At 64.2% G+C, this 20,470-nt stretch carries 24 protein-coding genes and 1 pseudogene; 13 read left to right on the forward strand and 12 right to left on the reverse strand.

Annotation, left to right across the window (positions count from 1 at the left end):
- Positions 1-6 precede the first annotated feature (6 nt).
- Entirely contained in the window at positions 7-366 is a 360-nt protein-coding gene (locus tag QUH67_RS19515; RefSeq protein ID WP_300940470.1) for a hypothetical protein, read from the reverse strand.
- Positions 367-618: 252 nt separating this feature from the next.
- Between QUH67_RS19515 and QUH67_RS19520 the strand changes: the two genes are divergently transcribed.
- The gene (locus tag QUH67_RS19520; protein WP_300940472.1) at positions 619-1,422 is read left to right on the forward strand and encodes a BA14K family protein; all 804 of its coding nucleotides are present in this window, start codon (positions 619-621) and stop codon (positions 1,420-1,422) included.
- Between the two features lie 197 nt (positions 1,423-1,619).
- Here the strand turns inward: QUH67_RS19520 and QUH67_RS19525 are convergent, their stop codons facing one another.
- Both QUH67_RS19525 and QUH67_RS19530 read right to left on the reverse strand, forming a co-directional pair.
- Positions 1,620-2,540, reverse strand: coding sequence for a DMT family transporter (locus tag QUH67_RS19525; protein ID WP_300940473.1), 921 nt, complete (start codon positions 2,538-2,540; stop codon positions 1,620-1,622).
- Positions 2,541-2,687: 147 nt separating this feature from the next.
- Positions 2,688-2,957 carry a DUF2312 domain-containing protein gene (locus QUH67_RS19530; protein ID WP_300940474.1) on the reverse strand — a complete coding sequence of 90 codons (270 nt, stop codon included), beginning with the start codon at positions 2,955-2,957 and terminating at the stop codon, positions 2,688-2,690.
- A gap of 110 nt (positions 2,958-3,067) precedes the next feature.
- Between QUH67_RS19530 and pdxY the strand changes: the two genes are divergently transcribed.
- Genes pdxY through QUH67_RS19545 form a run of 3 tightly spaced genes read left to right on the forward strand, consistent with a single transcriptional unit; the run spans position 3,068 to position 5,921 of the window.
- Entirely contained in the window at positions 3,068-3,916 is an 849-nt protein-coding gene (pdxY, locus tag QUH67_RS19535) for a pyridoxal kinase PdxY (RefSeq protein WP_300940476.1), read from the forward strand.
- Between the two features lie 24 nt (positions 3,917-3,940).
- Positions 3,941-5,008, forward strand: a complete 1,068-nt coding sequence (hisC, locus tag QUH67_RS19540; RefSeq protein WP_300940477.1) for a histidinol-phosphate transaminase — start codon at positions 3,941-3,943, stop codon at positions 5,006-5,008.
- A 10-nt stretch (positions 5,009-5,018) separates the two neighbouring features.
- Positions 5,019-5,921, forward strand: a complete 903-nt coding sequence (locus tag QUH67_RS19545) for a ketopantoate reductase family protein (protein WP_300940478.1) — start codon at positions 5,019-5,021, stop codon at positions 5,919-5,921.
- 13 nt (positions 5,922-5,934) lie between these two features.
- On the opposite strand, the gene QUH67_RS19550 is transcribed toward QUH67_RS19545, so the two are convergent.
- From QUH67_RS19550 to QUH67_RS19565, 4 genes are all read right to left on the reverse strand, one after another.
- A complete protein-coding gene (locus tag QUH67_RS19550; protein WP_300940479.1) occupies positions 5,935-6,111 on the reverse strand; it encodes a hypothetical protein in 177 nt (58 codons plus the stop codon).
- 120 nt (positions 6,112-6,231) lie between these two features.
- Positions 6,232-6,588 (reverse strand): hypothetical protein, encoded by a 357-nt coding sequence (locus QUH67_RS19555; protein WP_407080336.1) that lies wholly within the window; start codon positions 6,586-6,588, stop codon positions 6,232-6,234.
- Positions 6,589-6,742: 154 nt separating this feature from the next.
- Complete coding sequence (locus QUH67_RS19560) at positions 6,743-7,333, reverse strand: NADPH-dependent FMN reductase (RefSeq protein ID WP_300940480.1); 591 nt, start codon at positions 7,331-7,333, stop codon at positions 6,743-6,745.
- Positions 7,334-7,521: 188 nt separating this feature from the next.
- Complete coding sequence (locus tag QUH67_RS19565; protein WP_300940481.1) at positions 7,522-7,839, reverse strand: hypothetical protein; 318 nt, start codon at positions 7,837-7,839, stop codon at positions 7,522-7,524.
- A gap of 314 nt (positions 7,840-8,153) precedes the next feature.
- On the opposite strand from QUH67_RS19565, the gene QUH67_RS19570 reads away from it, so the two are divergent.
- From QUH67_RS19570 to QUH67_RS19580, 3 genes are all read left to right on the forward strand, one after another.
- Positions 8,154-8,387, forward strand: a complete 234-nt coding sequence (locus QUH67_RS19570) for a DUF6894 family protein (RefSeq protein WP_300940483.1) — start codon at positions 8,154-8,156, stop codon at positions 8,385-8,387.
- Positions 8,388-8,398: 11 nt separating this feature from the next.
- Positions 8,399-8,578, forward strand: a complete 180-nt coding sequence (locus QUH67_RS19575; RefSeq protein ID WP_300940484.1) for a hypothetical protein — start codon at positions 8,399-8,401, stop codon at positions 8,576-8,578.
- Between the two features lie 261 nt (positions 8,579-8,839).
- Complete coding sequence (locus QUH67_RS19580) at positions 8,840-9,841, forward strand: hypothetical protein (RefSeq protein WP_300940486.1); 1,002 nt, start codon at positions 8,840-8,842, stop codon at positions 9,839-9,841.
- Positions 9,842-9,902: 61 nt separating this feature from the next.
- Here QUH67_RS19580 and QUH67_RS19585 read toward each other — a convergent pair whose 3' ends face one another.
- Complete coding sequence (locus tag QUH67_RS19585) at positions 9,903-10,088, reverse strand: hypothetical protein (RefSeq protein ID WP_300940487.1); 186 nt, start codon at positions 10,086-10,088, stop codon at positions 9,903-9,905.
- Between the two features lie 243 nt (positions 10,089-10,331).
- On the opposite strand from QUH67_RS19585, the gene QUH67_RS19590 reads away from it, so the two are divergent.
- Positions 10,332-10,565 carry a DUF6894 family protein gene (locus QUH67_RS19590; RefSeq protein ID WP_300940488.1) on the forward strand — a complete coding sequence of 78 codons (234 nt, stop codon included), beginning with the start codon at positions 10,332-10,334 and terminating at the stop codon, positions 10,563-10,565.
- Between the two features lie 9 nt (positions 10,566-10,574).
- Positions 10,575-10,730, forward strand: a complete 156-nt coding sequence (locus QUH67_RS19595) for a hypothetical protein (RefSeq protein WP_300940490.1) — start codon at positions 10,575-10,577, stop codon at positions 10,728-10,730.
- An 8-nt stretch (positions 10,731-10,738) separates the two neighbouring features.
- Here QUH67_RS19595 and QUH67_RS19600 read toward each other — a convergent pair whose 3' ends face one another.
- Positions 10,739-11,527: an SDR family NAD(P)-dependent oxidoreductase gene (locus tag QUH67_RS19600; RefSeq protein ID WP_300940492.1), complete on the reverse strand. Its 789-nt coding sequence runs from the start codon at positions 11,525-11,527 to the stop codon at positions 10,739-10,741.
- Between the two features lie 194 nt (positions 11,528-11,721).
- On the opposite strand from QUH67_RS19600, the gene QUH67_RS19605 reads away from it, so the two are divergent.
- The 4 genes and pseudogenes from QUH67_RS19605 (at position 11,722) to QUH67_RS19625 (ending at position 16,927) form a co-directional block, all read left to right on the forward strand.
- Positions 11,722-12,153: a hypothetical protein gene (locus QUH67_RS19605; protein ID WP_300940493.1), complete on the forward strand. Its 432-nt coding sequence runs from the start codon at positions 11,722-11,724 to the stop codon at positions 12,151-12,153.
- A gap of 216 nt (positions 12,154-12,369) precedes the next feature.
- Positions 12,370-12,621 (forward strand): hypothetical protein, encoded by a 252-nt coding sequence (locus QUH67_RS19610; protein WP_300940495.1) that lies wholly within the window; start codon positions 12,370-12,372, stop codon positions 12,619-12,621.
- Between the two features lie 336 nt (positions 12,622-12,957).
- Positions 12,958-15,042 (forward strand): methyl-accepting chemotaxis protein, encoded by a 2,085-nt coding sequence (locus QUH67_RS19615; protein ID WP_300940496.1) that lies wholly within the window; start codon positions 12,958-12,960, stop codon positions 15,040-15,042.
- Between the two features lie 155 nt (positions 15,043-15,197).
- Positions 15,198-16,927 (forward strand): annotated as a pseudogene (locus QUH67_RS19625) (ATP-binding protein).
- Between the two features lie 19 nt (positions 16,928-16,946).
- Here QUH67_RS19625 and QUH67_RS19630 read toward each other — a convergent pair.
- From QUH67_RS19630 to QUH67_RS19640, 3 genes are read right to left on the reverse strand one after another with little or no spacing between them, the layout of a single operon-like run.
- Complete coding sequence (locus QUH67_RS19630; RefSeq protein WP_300940500.1) at positions 16,947-18,107, reverse strand: acyl-CoA dehydrogenase family protein; 1,161 nt, start codon at positions 18,105-18,107, stop codon at positions 16,947-16,949.
- 11 nt (positions 18,108-18,118) lie between these two features.
- Entirely contained in the window at positions 18,119-18,796 is a 678-nt protein-coding gene (locus QUH67_RS19635; RefSeq protein WP_300948100.1) for a nitroreductase, read from the reverse strand.
- Between the two features lie 36 nt (positions 18,797-18,832).
- A complete protein-coding gene (locus QUH67_RS19640; RefSeq protein ID WP_300940502.1) occupies positions 18,833-20,467 on the reverse strand; it encodes a GMC family oxidoreductase in 1,635 nt (544 codons plus the stop codon).
- Positions 20,468-20,470: the final 3 nt, after the last annotated feature.

Consider the following 20,470-nt stretch of genomic DNA (forward strand, 5'->3'; position numbering starts at 1 on the left):
GCGGGTTCACCCGCAATTCCACACCGGGCCTATCGGCGTCCGCGTCCAGCACGGGCCAAAACCACCGCCATTGTAGCGGCCGCCGTAGAAGCCGGGCCGGCCGAAATAGCGCGGATTGCCGTTCCAGTCGTAATAGCCGGGCGTCGGGTCGATGTACCAGGGCCGCCGGTTCTGGCGCGCCAGACGGCGCAGCGCGTCCTTCTGCTTGTACAGCGGAGCGCTGTTGTTCAGCGGCTGCTGGTAGCCCGGCAGAAAACCATAGCCATGCCAGCGCGCCGTCGCCCGCTTCTTCGCCGGCTCGGCAGAAGCCACAGCCGATCCGAGCGCCAGCGCGACAGCAATGAACAGACATAAAAGCCGTGACATTCCCTCAGCATAGACAAACAACCGCTGCTGCGCCATTCAATTCCGGCTGCAAGGCGCGCATGAAAGATCGTCCACTCGCGCGACCGGCTCGATTACTCCCAACGACACGCCCCCAAGTTGCATGTTGTAGCCGGCGGCACACACTCCCAGCCTGATGCACCTTGTCACGCGCGAAAGCGCGGCCCTGATCACAGACTTGCCGCAAATGCGTGTGGAGCTTTCACGGGGCCCACATCAGCTGAGTATCATTCCATGCGTTTGTCAGTTCTTTCGACCGCCGCCGCGCGCGCCGGCGTCCTTTGTTGCGTCTTGTTGATGACGACCGGCGGGCAAGCGCTCGCGCAGACATCGGCGACCGATGCTCCGGCACCGGCCGCCGCGCAGCCAGCAGCACCTTCGGAAGAAAAGCCTGCAGCCGCCGCGGAAGAAAAACCGGTCGTCGCCCAGGACAAGCCGGCAGCCGCCGAGGAGAAGCCGGCCGTCGTCGAACAGAAGCCCGCACCGGCGGAAGAAAAGCCTGCGGTCGCCGAGCAGAAACCCGCAGCCACGGAGGAAAAACCCGCCGTCGTCGAGCAGAAGCCCGCAGCCGCGGAGGAAAAGCCCGCCGTCGTCGAACAAAAGCCCGCGCCCGTCGAGGAAAAACCCGCCGTCGCGCAGGACAAGCCGGCAGCCGTCGAAGTCAAGCCGGTCGCCGCCGAAACCAAGCCAGCCCCCGTCGAAGAAAAGCCGGCAGCCGCGATCGAAAAGCCAGCCGCCGTGGAGCGAACCTCGGCCATCCCGGCAAAGCCTGCGGTTGTCGAGCAGAAGCCGGCGCCTGCCGGCAAAGCAGCCGTCGCTTACGACAAGCCCGTCCTGAAGAAGAAGCCTGTCGCCAAGCCATCAAGAATAGCTGCCCGCAGCACGGGCGTGGAGCACGGCAAGCCGGCGTCCCCAGCCAGGGCAACCCACAAGCCGCGCAAGCGAACCATGGTGATGCTCTGCGCCCGCTTCCGCACCTACAATGCATCGTCGGGAACGTATCGCGGCTACGACGGCAAACTGCATTCGTGCCGGTGAGCGAAGGCGGATAACGACAGATCGGTCCGGCGCGTCGTTCTGATGAGCGGAGCATGATCCGCTCATCAGCTTTGTTCTATGTCCGACTCCATTTTGTTCTCAAAGAACGAATCGGAATCGTTCAAATCGACGCGAAGCGATTCTTAACAACGCGTTCACTTCGCAGGGCGTGATGTCTGCTTTACACAGCAGCATCATTATCTCTGCCGCTGCGCCAGATAGAATCCGAACAGCACCGTCGCGAGCCCCGCCGCCTGCAGCGCAGTTGGCGTCTCGCCGAGCAGCAACCATCCACTGAGAATCGTCAGCGCCGGCACGGTCGCGGGAAACACCGCGGCGCGGGCGACGCCAATCGTTTGAATCGAGAACGCGAACAGATAAAGCGCTGCAGGGCCGGCCAGGATTCCCTGCGCCAGTGCCTGCAGTCCATTTTCCCACCAGCCAAGCGCCGTCACGCGCGCGAAGCCGACAAACATCGCATACAGCGGCAGCAGTGCGAGCGACAGCACGCTGATCACGGTCGCCGCCGAGAATGCGTTGACACGCCAGTGCCGCAGCAGCGTGCCGAATACCGCGAACATCAACCCGGTTGCAACAAAGAGCAGATCACCGAGCACGCCATGCGCGCCGATATGGCCGATCGACTCCACGCCGATCACCACGAGCCCGCCGACGATGACGATCGCGCCCGCGACGCGCGAGGGCGGTACCCGCTCGCGCAAGAACAGCGCGGCCAGCAGCAATCCGCCGAGCGTCGCGCTCGACGGCTGGATCACGCTGCCATGGCCGAGCGGCACGAACAGAAAGCCGGTATAGCTGATGAGCGACATCACCGGCCCGCCCAGCACCATCAGCACCAGGCCGCGGCCCCAGCCGATGCCGCCGAGATCGCCGATGCCCGCGCGCAGCACCAGCGGCAGGAACGCAACGCCCGACCACAGAAATCGGTGCATCAGCAGATCGGGCGGCGTGAACCCGATCTTCAACCCGTGCCGCGTCGCCACAAAACCGAGCGCCCAGCACAATGCCGCGCCGGCGCCGCACGCCATCCCGACCAGCGCCGCCTTCGCTTGCAATTGTCGCGCCGAGATCTTACCGCCACCATCCGGCTCGTTCATCGCGGGCGGCTTAACGCGCCCCGCAGACGCGTTCAACCCACGCGGCTGCAGGTCTGGCGAGCGCGGTGGCCTGCCAACGCCATCACTGGCCCTTCATGGCCGGGACGAGCCCGGCCATGACGTAGGTGGCCCGTAGCTGGACTTAGCTCAGGCCGCCTTCGCGACCTTCTCCTCCGACGCGCTTTCCATCGCGCGCATGTAGAGATCGAGCAGGCTCTCATGCTCGTCGCGCTCGTCCTGGTCCTGCTTGCGCAGCTTGATGATCTCCTTGAGGATCTTCACATCAAACCCTTCGCCCTTGGCCTCCGCGAACACTTCCTTCTTCTGCTCGTTCAGCTCGGCCAGCTCGCCGTCGATGTTCTCGACCCGCTCGACGAAAGAACGGATCTTGCCGCCGGGAATGGTGACGTCAGACATGGTGCCTCCCTGTTGAATGAGGTTGTGAAAATGCCCGCAAACAAATAACCAATGTGTTAACCTCGGCGGGTTCCCGCTCCGGGAAAAATAGTTAATCCAAAAGTCTGATCATGAACGTGATTTCGATCCAGTCGCAGGTCGCCTTCGGCCATGTCGGCAACAGCGCCGCGGTGTTTCCGATGCAGATGCACGGCATCGACGTGGTCGCCGTGCCGACCACGCTGCTGAGCAACCGGCCGGGCTATCCGACGATCCGCGGCCGCGCGGTCGAGGCGGAACTGCTGGCCGATCTCCTGCTCGGGATCGAGGAGCGCGGCGCAATCGATGCCGCGCAGATGATCGTGACCGGCTATCTCGGCTCGGCCGCAAACGCCACGGTCGTCGCGGATTTCGTTGCGCGCGCCAAGGCGAGAAATTCGTCGCTACTGTACTGCTGCGATCCCGTGATCGGCGATCGCGATCGCGGCCTGTTCGTCCACGCCGATATTCCGCCGCTGGTGCGCGATCTGCTGTGTCCGCTTGCCGACATCGTCACGCCCAATCATTTCGAGTTCGAATGGCTCAGCGGCGCGAAGGCGGCCACGATCGATCAACTCATCAAGGCTGCGCGGGCGTTCATGGCACGCGGCACCGTCGTCGTCACCAGCGCCGAACTGGCCGATACGCCCGGCGGCGAGATCGAGAGCGTCGCCATCGAGCGCGCTAACGCCTGGCGCGTGCGCACCCCAAAGCTGCCGATCAGCCCGAACGGCACCGGCGATTTGTTCGCAGCACTGCTCGCCGCGGCACGTGTCGGCGGCTCGAGCACACCAGATGCGCTGAGCCACGCGGCCTCCGCGATCTTTGCCGTTCTGGAAAATACCGTGGCCCGTGGCACGGAAGAGATGCGTATCGTCGAAAGCGCGGCGCAGCTCGTCCACCCCGAGCGGACCTTCGAATGTATCGCCATTACCTTGTAGCCCGGACGAGCGCAGGAGAGACAAATGAGCCGCTTCTGGAGCCGCCTGACGCACGAACTCAAGCCTTATGTGCCGGGTGAACAGCCGCGCATCGCCGAGCTTGTGAAACTCAACACCAATGAAAGCCCGTTCGGACCCTCGCCGCGCGCGCTCGAAGCCATCAGCGCCGAGGCGGCCGATTCGCTGCGCCTCTATCCGGATCCGCAGGCGTCAGCCTTGCGCGCCGCCTTGGCCACCTATCACAGGGTGCGCCCCGAGCAGGTGTTCGTCGGCAACGGCTCGGACGAGGTGCTGGCGCACAGCTTCAACGCGCTGCTGAAGCATGACGCGCCGCTGCTGTTTCCCGATATCACCTATAGTTTCTACCCGGTCTATTGCCGCCTGTTCGGCATCGCGCATGAAGCCGTGCCGCTCGATCGGACCATGCGGATACAAGTCTCAGATTATCGCCGGTCGGCCGGCGCGATCATCATCCCCAATCCGAACGCGCCGACCGGCGTTGCGCTCTCACGGGCCGAAATCGCCAAGCTGCTCGAGGATCATCCCGATGCGCCAGTCGTGATCGACGAGGCTTATGTCGATTTCGGCGCCCAGACCGCGATCCCGCTGGTCGCCACCCACAAAAATCTTCTTGTGGTTCAGACCATGTCGAAGTCGCGCGCGCTGGCGGGCCTGCGGGTCGGCTACGCAATCGGCGATGCCGACCTGATCGAGGCTCTCACCCGCGTGAAAGACAGTTTCAACTCCTATCCGTTGGGCCGCCCCGCCCAGGCCGGCGCGATCGCCTCGATCGAGGACGAATCGTATTTCCAGCAAAGCCGGGCGCGCGTGATCGAAGCGCGAGAGGGACTGACGCGAGGTTTGAGCGGACTCGGCTTTGACGTGCTGCCCTCTTCCGCCAACTTCGTCTTCGCCCGACATGCCGCGCATGAGGGCGCGGCACTTGCCGCCGCGCTGCGCCAGCGTGCGGTGATCGTCCGTCATTTTGCCGTTCCGCGTATCGCCGATTACCTGCGGATCACGGTCGGCACCGATGCGCAGACCGAGCGGCTGTTGTCGGCGCTGTCGGAAATACTCGGTAGCAACACGTAGGAGAGAACCGATGCAAGTCGCAGTCATCGGCGCCGGGGCCGTCGGATGTTATTATGGGGGGCTGCTGCTGCGTGCCGGGCATGACGTGACGTTCGTCGGCCGGCCCGTGCATGTCGACGCGATTAACACCAACGGCCTGCTGCTGGATCTCAAGACGTTCAAAGGTCATCTCCCCGCCAGGGCCGCGATCGATACGACCTCGCTGGACTCTCCAGATCTGGTATTGGTGTGCGTGAAATCGGCCGACACCGAGCAAGCCGGCCGCGCGCTCGCTGGACGCCTGCGGCCGGATGCATCCGTGCTCAGCCTGCAGAACGGCGTCGACAATGCGCAGCGTCTTTCGGCCGTCATCGGCCAGGCCGTCATTCCCGCCGTCGTTTATGTCGGCAGCGAGATGGCCGGGCCCGGCCACATCCGGCATCATGGCGGCGGCGACCTCGCCATCGGCCGCTCTCTTGCGAGCGAAGCACTGGCGCAGGCGCTTGAAGCCGCCGGCGTCCACACCACGATATCGCACGATATCGAGGTGACGCTATGGAGCAAGCTCGTGATCAATTGCGCATTCAACGCGCTGTCCGCGGTTGCGGATATTTCCTACGGGCCGATGCTCGAAGTGGACGGCGCCAAGGATGTCGTTACGCGCGCCGTGCAGGAAGGGATCGCCGTTGCCCGCGCGAGCGGTGTATCGCTGCCCGACGATCTGCTCGCCAATATCCTGAACATCCCGAACATGATGCCGCGGCAGAAGTCGTCCACCGCGCAGGATCTCGCGCGCGGAAAACCCAGCGAGATCGACTTTCTCAACGGCCATGTGGTGCGCAAGGGCGCCGAGCTCGGCATTCCCACCCCCACCAATCACGCCCTGCAGGTGATGGTGAAACTGGCCGAACGGAGCAAGGCGCTGCCTGCGTGAACAGTCCAGTCGCTTAAGCGACCAGCCGCTTTTCGAGAATTTTCCGGAAATCGGTGGCCAAGCTGCCATAGTAGCCGGCCAGCACTTCGTAAAACGATTGCTCGGCCTTGTCGGTTGCTTCCCGCGCCTGCCGCTCGCAGCGCGAGGCCTTGGTTTCGTACTTTTCCACCTTGGTCTTGAGCTCAGCCACCACCATCTTCGTTACTCCCCGCCACGCACACGCCCAAGATGCTAGGCCGTGAAAGGTCGAAAAGATGGCAGGCTTGCGGAAATTTCGCAGCAAGCCAGTGGGCAAGCCGTGAGTGTTGCTTTAGCGCACCGGCACCGGCGCTGGCGGTCGCAACAGGCGCGACCGCGAAGCCCCTGTCTTGGCAGCGGATTTCGTCGAGACACGCTTTCCGCTGTCGACCGATTCCAGATAGGAGGTCAGCGCCCAGGACGAGCTCGAACCGCTGGAATAGTGTTGTTGCAGAAACAGATAGAGCGTGAGGTGAAAGCGTCCTTTCGAAAGCCCGCGCGGGCTGCGATGGCAGGACGCGCAGCTTTCGGCAAACAATTTTGTCGCCGGCTTGCCTCGATCAAGGTTCTGCGCCAGGGCCACCGATCCGCCGAGCGCGGCCGTGACCGCGAGAACCAGCAGACCGCATCGCATTTTCAAGGGCAACATTGATTTTTCCGTACGGACGGGCCGTTTGTGACAGCTGGAAAATGGCAAGTGCACGCAATCTGCTGTCGGGGCATGGCGAAAACTGGGAGTGCTTTTGCCATTATTGCGTTGCAAACGCGGCAACGAACCGTTCGCGGCGACGGTTCGTGCGTGCTCAATATGGCGGCTTCTTCCTCTCCCGCTGCGCGCTCGCCGCTTCCATCCACCATGAAAGATCGTCGGCAAAGCGCGGGAATGCATGCGACAATGCCTTGCCGCCCTCGCCCGTCGGCTTGCCGTCCTCGTTCAATGTCTGCGCGATCGGCCCGACGGCGATCGTGCTTGAGATCACCACCATGCCCATTTCCGAAAGCGTGCCGTGCCACGCGAGCGCTGCGCGCGCCCCCGAGAAGCGACCGGCGGAATAGCTCGCGATCGCGGCCGGGCGCCAGAACCATTCCTCCAGAAAATGATCCGTGAGATTTTTCAGCCCCGGCTGGATGCCCCAATTATATTCGCCGGTGACGAACACAAAGCCGTCGGCGCTACGGATCTTTTCGGCGAGTTGTTCGAGCGCGGCCGGCGCGCCGCCTTTCGGATGTTCCTTGTACATCCGGTCGAGCATCGGCAGGCCGATCGCCTTGGCGTCAATCAGTTCGGCGTCGTCGCCACGCGCGGCAAATCCCTCGATGATGAAGTTCGCGAGCCGGATGCCCATACGGTCGGAACGGTAGGAGCCGTAGAGAACGAGAATTCGATTTCCCATGAAGCCTTCCCCTCAAGATCCTGCCCCTTAAAATAGTGGAGGATGCAGTCGAACCACGCGGCCCCTCGCCGTGCAAGGCCCCATGCCTGCATGGAATGACCATCGAATGCCGCTCTCGCGCGCAACACGAAACGCCAACAAAAAAGCGGCCTTGCGGCCGCTTCCTCGCAGTTGCGCTTCCGGACCAATCAATAAGGCCCTTCGTAGTAGCCGTAGGAATCGTAATACGGCGCGCCGGCGATGGCAGCCGCCGTTCCCGCAACAATGCCCGCCGCGACGCCGGCAGCATTCGGCCCGTAATAGGCGCGCGGCCCGTAGCCGCCATGGTAGTAGCTGTGGTCATGGCGGCTCGGCGTACGCACGCCATACCCGCCACGCAGGTAGTTCGAGTTCGGGTAGTAGAACCCGATCATCCCGGGCTCCTGGGTAGCTTCCTGCGACGTCGCAGGCGTCGCCAGCGCTGTCGCGATAATCGCGGCCGCGCCAAGCAGGGTCCATTTCGTCATCGTCCGTCCTCCATGCAAATATGAGGACGAACGGACAAGATGAGTTGCTGGTTCCCGAACCCGATGTCACGGCGCCGTGAATTCCCAGCACTTGCGACAAGAGAAAAGGCCGGCGGGCATTACGCCGCCGGCCTCTCTTGCAACTGCCGGCTCAGAAGGTCCGGTTCCGCTGCGATTCCATGCCTAAAAGTTCACCATCGCACCCTTAAGAAAATCCTAACGATCGACTGTGAGATGCATCACGGAGAGGCAGAACCTTCTGCGATTAGCTTCGTACCCATAGGAGCAGCTCGCTTTGAGCGCAGGAGGCCGAAATGACCCAGGTTTATTTCCACTGCTCGAACTCCCGCGAAGTCCGCATCGATCGGTCCGGTGAATCGGTGAGCGATCTCGCAGAAGCGCGCGACCGCGCAGCCGGCCTCGTCCGGTCGCTGATCATGGGACGCGACGCGGAAGACTGGCGCGACTGGGTCGTTCATGTCAGCGACGATTTCGACGACGAGATCTTCGTTCTGCCGTTCGCCTTCGTCCTCGGCAAACCGCACTGAGAGAGACGTCCATGCTGCCGGTGCGCCCTTTCATGCTGCGGCTTCGTCGCCTCGATGCCATCCTGGCGCGCTTTCAGCGCCTGATCGAGCGTGCCTTCGACCCCTATCGTCCCGAGCGCCATTACATGCGCGGCCCCGGCCCGAAATGGCACGCCAGACATCGCGCCGGCGTCGCTGGCGTGGCCCTGTAGCGCCAATCACGCCTGCGCGGGCTCGCCCCACCCCACCGCAAAGAACGCGTTCCTGGCTCGCCATTCCCTTCGTAGGTTCCGCCGCCGGAACCCAGAGCCGCAACCTCTTCACGAGATCGCCTTGCTTTGGTCAAACCTCGCTGGCCGTGTGGCGGCTTGGACAAGGCTTTCGCGCCGAATTTGAAGCCGCGAAGCATGCTCGCCGCCCCGATGCGGGGTGACATTGGACTGAGCAAGGGACCGCCAATGCAATCGACGCCGATGAAAGATACCGATCGACCGGACGTGCTCGCGATCGAAACACTGCTCGCCGCGCATGCCGAGAAGTCCCCTCCGCCGGCGCACGATCCGCCCAGCACATCAGCCGCGCCGCATGTGCATGTCGCGCCGCCGATATCGGTAGCCGCATCCATTCCGCCAGTCGAACCGCCGCTCGGTGCGCCGGACACACGCGATATTCCGGTCGGGAATGGGCGATCGAGCGAGATCAAGATCGACGCTCTCAAGCCTCCCGCCGCGCAGCCGACATCGAAATGGGGCAAGCGCTTGGCGATAGCGGCGCTCGCGCTGTTCGGCGCCACGGCAGCCGCCGCCTACCAGCAATACAGCGATCAGGCGAAGGCCATGGCCGCCGAGTGGACCCCGCCCTTCGTACTGGCGGCCCTGCATTCGTCGGCCGCCCCCGCCGCAGAGCAGTCGAACGCTTCGGCCGTTCAGGCCAACGCTGCAGAAAGAGTACCCGCGCAACAGCCGGCGGCAGCCGCCGCCGCAGATCAATCCGCCCCCGCCGTCATCACCGCCACGACCCCAGCCGCGGAGCCGAACCAGTTGCAATCGATGGCGCAGGATCTCGCCGCGATGGGCCAGCAGGTCGAGGAATTGAAAGCCACCATCGCACAACTCAAGGCGAGCCAGACACAGATGGCGCGCGAACTTGCCAAGGCTTCGGATACAAAGGCTTCGGAGGCAAAGGCTTCGGAGGCAAAGGCGGCTGAAACCAGGCCCGTGGAGCCGACCGTTCGACCGAAAATTTCGGCGCTGACGGCGCCGCCTGCGCAGCGCCCCGCATCCCCGCCGCCCGTGCGCAAGCCCAAACCAGTCGTTTCCACCTATTCGCCGGCCTACGCGCCCGCGCCGGTGGCCGCCGCGCCTATCGCACCGCCACCGCCTCAGGCAGCAGCGGCATTGCCGCCGCCTCCGCCCGCACAAGCGATGGCCGATGACGGACAGCCGGTGGTGCGCCCGCCGATGCCGCTGCGTTAACGGCCGTCAAGACATAGCCGCCGGTCACGCATGCGCGTGACCGGCGCAGCTTCCGCAAAGCTCAGCTCTGATGCGGTCCCCGCATCATCTTCATGGCGTCCTCGACATGACGCCATTCTTTGGCTTCCTCGGTATTGCCCTTGCTCTCGCAGGCCTGCGCGTTGCGGGCCGCCTGCGCGATGGCGGTGAGGCCGTGCTGCTCCATCATCTGGCGTGCAATCGTGTGGATCTGCATTTCCGACATCATGTCGCTCTCCCAGGGTTCCACTGGTCCAGACCGCAGCATTTTGGATGCGGCGGCTTCGTAAAACGGCCGAACCGAAAGCCTCGTTCCTACCGTGGACAATGATAATTTTCGAAAAATTTGCCGGCGTGCGATTCCGCGCGGCTCAGGATGCAGTCCCGTAGAATTCCGTACGCAATCACCCCGAATATCGAGCCGACCCTGCGCCTGCTATTTCAGCGCGAATAGCAATCGAGGGAGTCGGACATGGCAAAGGTCTATTTCCATTACTCCAATTCTGACGGCGTATGCGTCGATCAACGCGGCACCGCCGTCGGCAGCCTCTCCGAGTTGCGTGACCACGCCGCCCGCGTCGTGACATCGCTGATCCTGGGGCAAGGCCCCGAAGACTGGCGCGATTGGACGCTGCATATCAGCGACGACCTCAACAATGAGATCCTGGTCGTGCCGTTTTCATCGATGCTCGGCAAGCTGCATTGAGAGGTCGCCATGCTGCTCATTCAGCTGATGCACCGGCCCGTCATGGGACTCTTGATTCACTGGCGTCGGTTCGTCGACCTCGCCCGTGATCCCTACCGACCCGAACTGCACTACATGCGCGGCCCGGGCCCGAAATGGCGCGCGAAACATCAGCGCATCCGGTAACCCGCCAGCTACACATCCCCCAATTCCGGCGGCGCGAACCAGTTCGTCAGCGACAGGCCGCCGTCGATCACGATCGCCGCACCGGTGACATAGGCCGAGATCCGGTTCGACAGCACCGCAAGCGCCAGCGGTGCAAGGTCGTTGGCCTCGCCGAGCCGGCCGAGCGGAATATGTTTGGCGAGCGCAGGGTCGGCGACGAAGCCGCCGGCGGCAATCGCGCCGGGCACCAGCGCGTTGACGCGGACGCCAAAACGACCGAACGTCTTCGCCAGTTCCTTCACCAGCATCGCAAGCCCCGCCTTCGATGTCGAATAATGCGGCAGATTGCGCGGAGTGCCGGCGTGCAACGAGGTCAGCAGCAGAAACGATCCAGGCAGCTTGGCGGCAATCAGTTTTCGCGCCAATTCGCGCGAGAGATGGAATCCAGCCTCGAGATTCACCGCATGCATCCGCGCCCATGTCTCCGTCGTGACACCAAGCGCATGATCGGCTTCACGGCGCGGCGGCGATGCGCTGTGCACGAAATGCGTTATTGTTCCGAGCGCGCCAGCGGCGTGCGCCAGCAACCGATCGCGCGCCGCGGCATCGGCGAGATCGCCGACCCAGGGCACTGCAAGGTCCGGCCGGGCTGAGGCCTTGATCGCTGCCGTCACCGTCTCCGGATTCATATCGGCAAACACCGTACGCACGCCCTCGCCGACCAGGGCCAGCGCGATCGCGCGGCCGATCCCGTTGCCGGCACCGGTGACGAGCGCCGTCTCGCGCGCGGGATCGAAGGGATTGTGGAGCAGACCCATGTTCACATCTCCTGGAAAGGATACGCAATTCTATCGGCGTCCATCGAATTGGCGAACCGTAATCCGCCGGCTTGTCCTGCTGCCCGGTAGCACCTCCCGCTCTACCCATCAGGTGCGCTGCCTGCATCTTCAGGTTGCTATCGCCTTGCCGGAAACAGTCCTAGTCTTCGCTCCTTCACCGGCGGGCAGCGCCCATGCAAACCCGTGTTCGAAAAGTCGCCCATATTCTGGAACGCCTTGGCCTTGCCATGGCGGGCGCTGCGGGCGGATTGTTTGTGGCGGCCCTGGTGGGAACGAGCCACGCCGCGCTCACCAATCAGGCCTTTCTGCTTGCCATGATGATCGGCGGCGCGGTCGGCTTCTATCTCGGCATCGATACGCCGCCACTTCCCTTCGACGCACCGGGCCGATCCGTCGACGGCACCTGGATCGGCAAGATCGACACGCCGGAACTGCTCAGCGCGATAGGCACCTTCCTCGCGGCCTTCTCGGCCTTCGCATGCGTCGGCGTGATCGTGCTGCGCCATGATCCGCATCTGGCCTGGGTATCGATGATCATGGTGGGATGGGTCGTCGGCGTCACCATGCAGATCGTCGCGGGCACGATCGCCCGTCTGCGCCGCTAGGTCAGCCGCGCTCGCGGGTCACCCGCCTCTTCCAGCGTCATTACAAGGCCCGTTCCGCCACGCCACGACGGAATTCGTCCTGCTGCCAGGGCGGCGGCGCCGCTCGTTTACGAAGCATTAAGCAAGCCTTGCTGACGCCTACCGTCATTTCCAACAATTTCCACAATCTCGCTTAGTAAAAAGAAAGCATACGCTATCGAGACAGGGAGAATTCTGATGCGGTTAGGACAAGCGATCTTCTTCGGTTCGGCGGCCGCACTGCTTACGTTGGCCGCACCGACACTCGCCAGGAATTCCGGCACGACACCGCATGTGGCAAGGGCAACCGAGGCGCCCGCGTCTTCCTGCCATGCCTACCAGCAGGCTGCCGACGAATCCTGGACGCAACTGTCCTGCCAGGAAATGGGTTCCAAGACGGCGGTTCACTCCCGCTCCGGTGCAGAGGGCACGGCCGAAGCAACGCGCTAGACGGCGGTCCGCAGCGGCCTACGCTGTCTTGTTGAGCCAACGGTCGAACCGCGTCGCATGATGCGCGCCGTTGGCGGGTATCTGCGAGCGAGACTCAAGCGGCGCGACGAAATACGGCACCTCGGCGCCCGCCACGGGCCGTCATCGCGGGAGCCAGTGGCCGACGAAGCCTGCTAGCGGCGCCCCCTCGGGGCCTGCGACGTCGCGGATGCCGTTGGCGGGTGCAGGGCCGCATCGGCGCCCGCCAAGGCGGCACGCCCCCCGTAAACCACGGATTAATTAGCACCACTTATACTGGTGGCCCGCATGCCCGCACCAGCGCAATGGTCAAACCACATGAAAATCGGCACTCTCCTCACGGCTTCGATCGTCTCGTTTTCCGCCGTCGGCGGCGGGCTCGCCATCTATGTGGCGGCTTCCAAATATCAGACCATGGAAAAGGTCTCGGTGGCGCAGAGCCGGCTGGAAGTGGTGCGGGCGGTCGGCGAAATTCCACGCTACCTGAATCCCGAGCGCGGCTTTGCCACCAACATCCTCTACGGGCCGCCCGCGGTGGACCCGAAAATGCGAACCGAGCTCCACGACAAGTATCGCAAGAACACCGACGGCGCGCGCGACAAGATGAACGCGGTCCGCAAGAACCTGTCCGGCGGTCTCGACGATGCCGCAGCCCTCGGCGCCGGCATCGACGCGCTGAACGTCAAGTTCGCCGCCCTTCGCGAGGCCATGGACAAGGCCATCGACGGCCCGGCCGAATCCCGCAAAGACGCAGCCAGGAAGATCGTCGCCGACAACGCGGCCTTCAATGTCGCCGTCACGACGCTGCTCGACGAACAGGTCCGGCGCATGGCGCAGCTCGACGGCGACGCCTACCGGCAAGCCGTCTATGCCAACATCGCCTGGACCCTGCGCGACGTCGGCGGCTACAACGCCAGCGTTCACAAGAACCTCGTCGGCAACAACCGCGTCGCCACCGAGGCCGAGAAGATGGAACATAGCCGCTCTCAGGGCCGCGCCGACCAAATCCTGATGTCGCTGCAGGAGTTGCGCGGCAATCCTGCCACGCCCGCCAATGTCGCGGCGGCGCTGGACAAGATGAACGAGGCCTACGTCAAGCGTTTCGGCAATGAATTGAAACTCGTCAAGGAAGGCGCAGCCTCCGGCAAATTTGCGACCGACGTCGATAAGTACTTCGCGGAATCCCAGCTCGGCCTCGGCTCCGTCGTCGATGTTCGTAACGCTTTCTACGACAACGCCGAGTACGTTCTCGGGCTTGCCTATTCGTCCGCACGCCTGAGCTTCCTGATCGCGCTCGCCGTTCTCATCGCAGTCACCGCCGCCAGCGCCGGCCTGATCGTGATGGTGCGCCGCCGCGTCTGCAGTCCGATCGTCGACCTCACTTCCACGATGACGCGGCTGGCCGGTGGTGACGTATCCGGCGAAATCGCGGGCACCGGCCGCGATGATGAGATCGGCGCGATGGCTGCCGCCGTCGGCGTCTTCAAGGACAGCATGATCCAGGCCGAACGGCTTGCCGCCGAAAAGGCCTCCGAGAGCGACGGCAAGATGCGCCGCGCGCAGGTGCTCGACGAACTGACCCGCGTGTTCGAAGCCAAGGTCACCGAACTCGTCGGCGGGCTGTCGTCGGCGTCGTCCGTCATGGAAGACACCGCCCAGTCGATGTCGTCGACGGCAACGCTCACCAATCGTCAGGCGGCCATCGTCGCCGCCGCCTCCGAACAGACCTCCGCCAACGTCCAGACGGTGGCGAGCGCCACTGAGGAACTCGCCTCCTCGATTTCGGAGATCGGCCGCCAGGTGGCACAGTCGACCGAGATCGCCGCCCGCGCCGTCGACAATGCGCGGCGCACCGGCGACACGGCCCGCTCGCTCGCCGAGGGGGCGCAGAAAATCGGCGACGTCGTGACGCTGATCCAGAGCATTGCCGCGCAGACCAACCTGCTGGCGCTGAACGCGACCATCGAAGCCGCGCGCGCCGGCGATGCCGGCCGCGGCTTTGCCGTGGTCGCTTCCGAAGTCAAATCGCTGGCCGGCCAGACCGCAAAGGCGACCACCGAAATCTCCGAACAGATCGCAGCCATCCAGGCGGCGAGCGACCAGACGGTGACGGCGATCCAGAACGTCGCCAACGTGATCGCCGAGATCGACCAGATCGGTACCGCGATTGCCGCCGCGATCGAGGAACAAGGCTCCGCGACCAAGGAAATCTCGCGCAGCGTGCAGGAAGCAGCGCGCGGCACCCAGGAGGTCAACTCCAACATCACGGGCGTCCAGAAGGCCGCCGACGACACCGGTTCCGCGGCCAGCCAGGTGCTCGGCGCGGCCGAACAACTGTCCTCGCAGTCCAAGGACCTTGCCGGCCAGGTCAACCGCTTCCTCACGGAGGTGCGGGCGGCATAGGCCGGTTCCACGGCATCGCGGCCGGGCTTTTGCCCGTGCCGACAAGCGTGCTAAAAGCGGGCACTTCCTGTTCCCGCTTAGCCTGATGTTGCCAGCGTGCTGAAATCATCCTCCAAACGACCGTCGTTTCGGCGGTTGCCCTCGGGCGGGTAACCGTGACGGTTGATATCGAACAGTTGCATCGCCGGATTACGGCACTCGAAACCGAGAACGCGCAGCTCAAGGCCCTCGCGGCCGCCGACAACAGCGAGCTGGTGCGCGCCGAGACCGCGCTGGCCGACAGCGAGCAGCGGTACCGCACCCTCTTCAATTCCATCGACGAAGGCTTTTGCATCATCGAATTCTTCGACGGCCCCCACGGCCCGTTGAGCGACTACGTTCATATCGAAGCCAACCCGGCCTACGAGCTGCATGCCGGCATTCCCAATGTCGTCGGCCAGAAGTTGCGCGAGATGGTGCCCGACGAGGCCGACGGCTGGGCCGAACTCTACGGCGGCGTGCTTCGGACCGGGGTACCGATCCGCTTCGAGCGTGAACTGGTCGCCACCGGACGCCATCTCGAACTGGCCGCGTTTCGCATCGAGCCCGCCAGCGCCGCCAGGTCGCGGTGCTGTTCCAGGACATCACGGCGCGCAAGCGCGCCGAAACCGCTATACAAAATCTCAACGAAACGCTGGAGATCCGCATTGCGGAGGCGATCGCCGAACGCAAGCAGGCCGAAGAGGCGTTGCGCCAGTCGCAGAAGATGGAGGCGGTCGGCCAGCTCACCGGCGGCATCGCGCATGACTTCAACAACCTGCTGACCGGCATCATCGGCTCGCTGGAATTGCTCGAGACGCGTCTGCAGCAGGGACGCACCTCCGAACTCAACCGTTATGTCGCCGTTGCCCAGGGAGCGTCGAAGCGCGCCGCCGCGCTCACCCACCGCCTGCTGGCGTTCTCGCGCCGGCAGACGCTGGATGCCAAGCCCACCGACGTGAACCGGCTCGTCATGGGCATCGAGGAACTGATCCGACGCACCGTCGGACCGCAGATCACGCTGGAGGTGGTGACGGCCGCCGGTTTATGGCCGACGCTGATCGATGCCTCCCAGCTCGAAAGCGCGCTGCTCAACCTCTGCATCAATGCGCGCGACGCGATGCCGGAGGGCGGCCGTATCACGATCGAGACCGCCAACAAATGGCTGGATGAGCGCACCGCCAAGGAACGCGATCTGCCGCCCGGGCAATATCTGTCGGTGTGCGTGACCGACACCGGCACCGGCATGACCCCCGACGTGATCGCACGTGCGTTCGATCCTTTCTTCACGACCAAGCCGCTCGGCCAGGGCACCGGCCTCGGGCTGTCGATGGTCTATGGCTTCGTCCGCCAGTCCGGCGGGCAGGTGCGGATCTATTCAGAAGTGGGAAGCGGCACCACGATGTGCCTGTATTTTCCGCGGCATTATGGCGATTCAGAAGAATCCGCCGCAAGCGCGACGACTGCCAAGCATGCCGGGGAACGTACCGGCAAGACGGTGCTGGTGGTGGATGACGAGCCGAGCGTCCGCATGCTGGTCACGGAAGTGCTGGAAGAGCACGGCTATTCCGGGATTGAGGCGTCGGACGGCCCGTCCGGGCTGCGGATCCTGGAGTCGGACACGCCGATCGACCTCTTGATCACGGATGTCGGCCTGCCCGGCGGCCTCAATGGCCGTCAGCTCGCCGACGCCGCGCGCGTGTCGCGTCCGGATCTCAAGGTGCTCTTCATCACCGGTTATGCCGAAAATGCCATTATCGGCAACGGCCAGCTGGCGCCCGGCATGCGGGTGCTGACAAAACCGTTCCTGATGACGACGCTGGCCGAGCGTATTGCCGAAATGACCGCCGGCGTCGCCAAAAAATAGGGCGCAGGCCGCCGTCTGCCTATCCCCGCAATCCCAGTACGCGGCGTGCGATCGCCTGCCGATGGACCTCGCTCGGCCCTTCATACATCCGCATCAGGCGCGCCTTCTGGGAGAGCGCGTTGAGCGGAATTTCCAGCGTCATGCCGAGCGCGCCGAGCGTTTGCATCGCGTGGTCACAGGCCTCATAGGCCATTTCGGTCGCGAACACCTTGATCATCGAGGCTTCGCGCTTGACGTCCTCGCCGCGGTCGGTCTTGTCGGCGGCATCGCGCACCATCAGACGGCAGGCATGGATGCGCGTCGAGATATCGGCGACCCACCACTGGATCGCCTGCCGCTCGGCCAGCTTGACGCCAAATGTTTCGCGTTGCGTGGCGTGTTCGCACAGCATGTCGAGCGCGCGCCGTGCGATGCCGATGCAGGTCGATCCCATTTCGAGCCGGCGCGTGCGCAGCCGCAGCTGCATCGGCGCATAGCCCTTGCCGACCTCGCCGAGCACGGAGTCCTTCGGGATGCGGCAATCCTCGAACACGATCTCGTAGGTCGACTCGCCGCCCAGCATCGGGATCTCGCGCTCGATGATGAAGCCCGGCGTGCCCTTCTCGACGATGAAGGAGGTGATGCCGCCCTGCCGGGCGTCGTTGCCGACGCGGGCCATGACGATAATGAAATCGGCGGCTCGCGCGTTGGTGATCCAGATCTTGCGGCCGTTGAGCATCCACTGGTCGCCCTCCAGCACCGCGCGGGTCTTCATGCCCGCGGGATCGCCGCCGGCGCCCGGCTCGGAGATCGCGATCGCCGAGACCATGCGTCCCTCGATATAGGGCTGCATGTATTTTCGCTTCTGTCCCTCGGTCCCGACCGCTTGCAGCATCCGCAGGTTGGGCGAGTCCGGCGGCAGGATGAACGGCACGCAGGTCCGGCCAAGCTCTTCGTGGACCGCGGCCATGGTGCGGGTCGGCAGGTCATGACCGCCGAGGTCCTCGGGTGCGTCGAGGCCCCAAAGACCCAGATCCTTCGACACGGTTCGCAGCCGCTCTTTTTGCTCGACGGTCAGGTGCGGGTGATCGGAGCCGGGCAGTTTGGACTTCAAATAATGCGGTTCGAGCGGGATTAGCTCGCGGTCGACGAATTTCGCGACCGTCTCGCGGATCATCGTGGTTTCTTCATCGGTACTCATCAATAAGCCTTTCAGTCGGCGAAGCCGACATAGCGAACGAAATCGCCGTTCGCCGCGCGATCGGAGCGAACGGCGTTGGCGGGAAAACTGTCGTCGGGATAGCCCATCGCGACGCAGGTCATGATCACTTCTTCTTCCGGGATTTTGGCAATCTCGCGCACGATATCCGAGCGCATGATGCCCTGCCCGTTGATGACGCTGCCGAGGCCGCGGTCCCACGCCGCCAGTACCAGTCCGTAGCACAGCGCGCCGAGGTCGAAGTGGCAGACCGCGCCGGGATCGAGCACCCGGTCGTAGGTCAGGACCAGCGAGATCGGCGCGTCGAACTGCCGAAAACCGCGCAGCACCCAGTCCTGCCGCATCGGCTTGTCATCGCGCGCAATGCCCATCACGGCGAATAGCTTTTTGGCGATGTCGACCTGCCGGCCGCGATGAACGCCCTGGTACTCGCCATGGCTGATGATGTCGCGCTTCACCTTGGCGCCGCTTGCCATCTCCTCCATGTTGCGCCGGCGCAGCTGCTCCAGCGGCTCGCCGGTCAGGACATGGATATGCCAGGGCTGCGTGTTCATCGACGACGGCGCGCGCTTGGCAACCTCGATGATGTCCTCAATCACGGCGCGGGGGACCGACTCCTTCTTGAACCCGCGCACGCTCTTGCGGGTCTGAACCAGCGTCTCGAAATCCATTCGTTGCATTCCCCCTGCCTCTCCCATCCCTATCTGCTACGCGGCAGCTTTGCGGCCCGCAGCCGAAGTCAGCACCATCTCGGCGCACTTCTCGCCGATCATGATCGCCGGGGCATTGGTGTTGCCGCTGGTCAGCGTCGGCATGATCGAGGCATCGGCCACGCGCACGCCCTCGATGCCGTGCACCCGCAGTTCGCGGTCGACCACGGCTAGCGGATCCGATCCCATCTTGCAGGTCCCGACCGGGTGATAGGTGGTCTCGGCGTTGTTGCGCACCCATTCGAGCAACTCCGCGTCGCTCTGCAGTTTGGCGCCGGGCGCAATCTCCTCGCCGGTGATCTCCTTCAAGGGCGACGTCGCCATCAGCTCGCGCCCCTTGCGGATGACAGCCACGATGCCGACGCGGTCATGCTCGGCGGACAGGAAATTGAAGCGGATCGCAGGCGCCACTTCGGGATCGGGTGACTTGATGTGGATCGACCCGGTACTTTCCGAACGTAATACGTTCGCGTTCATCGTGATGCCCTGCCGCTTGGCGACGCGGCGCTGGCGCCCGGCCATTTCGTAGAGGAAAGGCAGGATGGAGATGGTCGCGTCCGGCGTCTCCAACCCCTCGCGGGTGCGAAAATACATCCGGACCGGCACGGCGGTCGAAGCCAGGAATCCAGTGCCGAACAGCGCGTATTTCACCGCCTCGCGCGCCAGCCGCCAGCCCCGCGCATTGTCGTTAAAAGTCATGTTGCGGGCGGCAATCGCAAACTTCAGCCGCGGCGAGTAGTGATCGCGCAAATTCTCGCCGACGCCGCGCAGCTCATGCACCGGCGTGACGCCGACCGAGCGCAGCAACTCGGACTGGCCGATGCCGGAAAGCTCCAGCAGTTTTGGCGAATTTATCGATCCGCCGGACACGATCACCTCGCGCGATGCCCTCGCCTCGCGACGCATGCCACCAACCGAGTAGCGCACGCCGACGCAGCGCTTGCCTTCCAGGGTCAGCGCCTCCGCCATCGCGCCCTGCTCGATGACGAGGTTTTGCCGTCCCCGCGCCGGATCGAGATAACACACCGCGGTGCTCTGGCGCTTCCCACCGGCAATCGTCACCTGCGACATGCCGATGCCTTCCTGGGTCTCGCCGTTCTGGTCCGGGTTGAACGGAAGCCCTATTCGCTCGGCAGCCTCGATGATCTTTTCGAGCAGCGGCACCTTGTTGCGCGGCGTGTCGTTGACGCGCAGCAATCCGTCGCGGCCGCGAAACTTGTCGGAGCCGCCTTCATAGCGCTCCATGCGCTGGAAGATCGGCAGCACGTCCTGGTAGCTCCAGCCGCGATTGCCGAGCTGGGCCCAATGGTCGTAGTCCTGCGCCTGGCCGCGCATATAGACCATGCCGTTGATCGAACTCGAGCCGCCCATCATCTTGCCACGCGGCACATCGATGCGCCGCCCGCCCGAGCCTTCGTCGGGCTCGGACTTGTAGCACCAGTTCACCGTGGGATCGTCGATCATCTTGGAGGTTCCGACCGGCACGCGCGCCCAGAAATGGCTGGATCCCCTGGTGCCGGCCTCCAGCAGCAGCACGCGATAGAGACCGTTCTCGCTCAAGCGGCTCGCCACCACCGCGCCGGCCGAGCCGGCGCCGACGACGATGAAGTCATAGACGGTGCTGTCGGACATGTC

This window comes from Bradyrhizobium roseum, assembly GCF_030413175.1.
Taxonomy (GTDB): domain Bacteria; phylum Pseudomonadota; class Alphaproteobacteria; order Rhizobiales; family Xanthobacteraceae; genus Bradyrhizobium; species Bradyrhizobium roseum.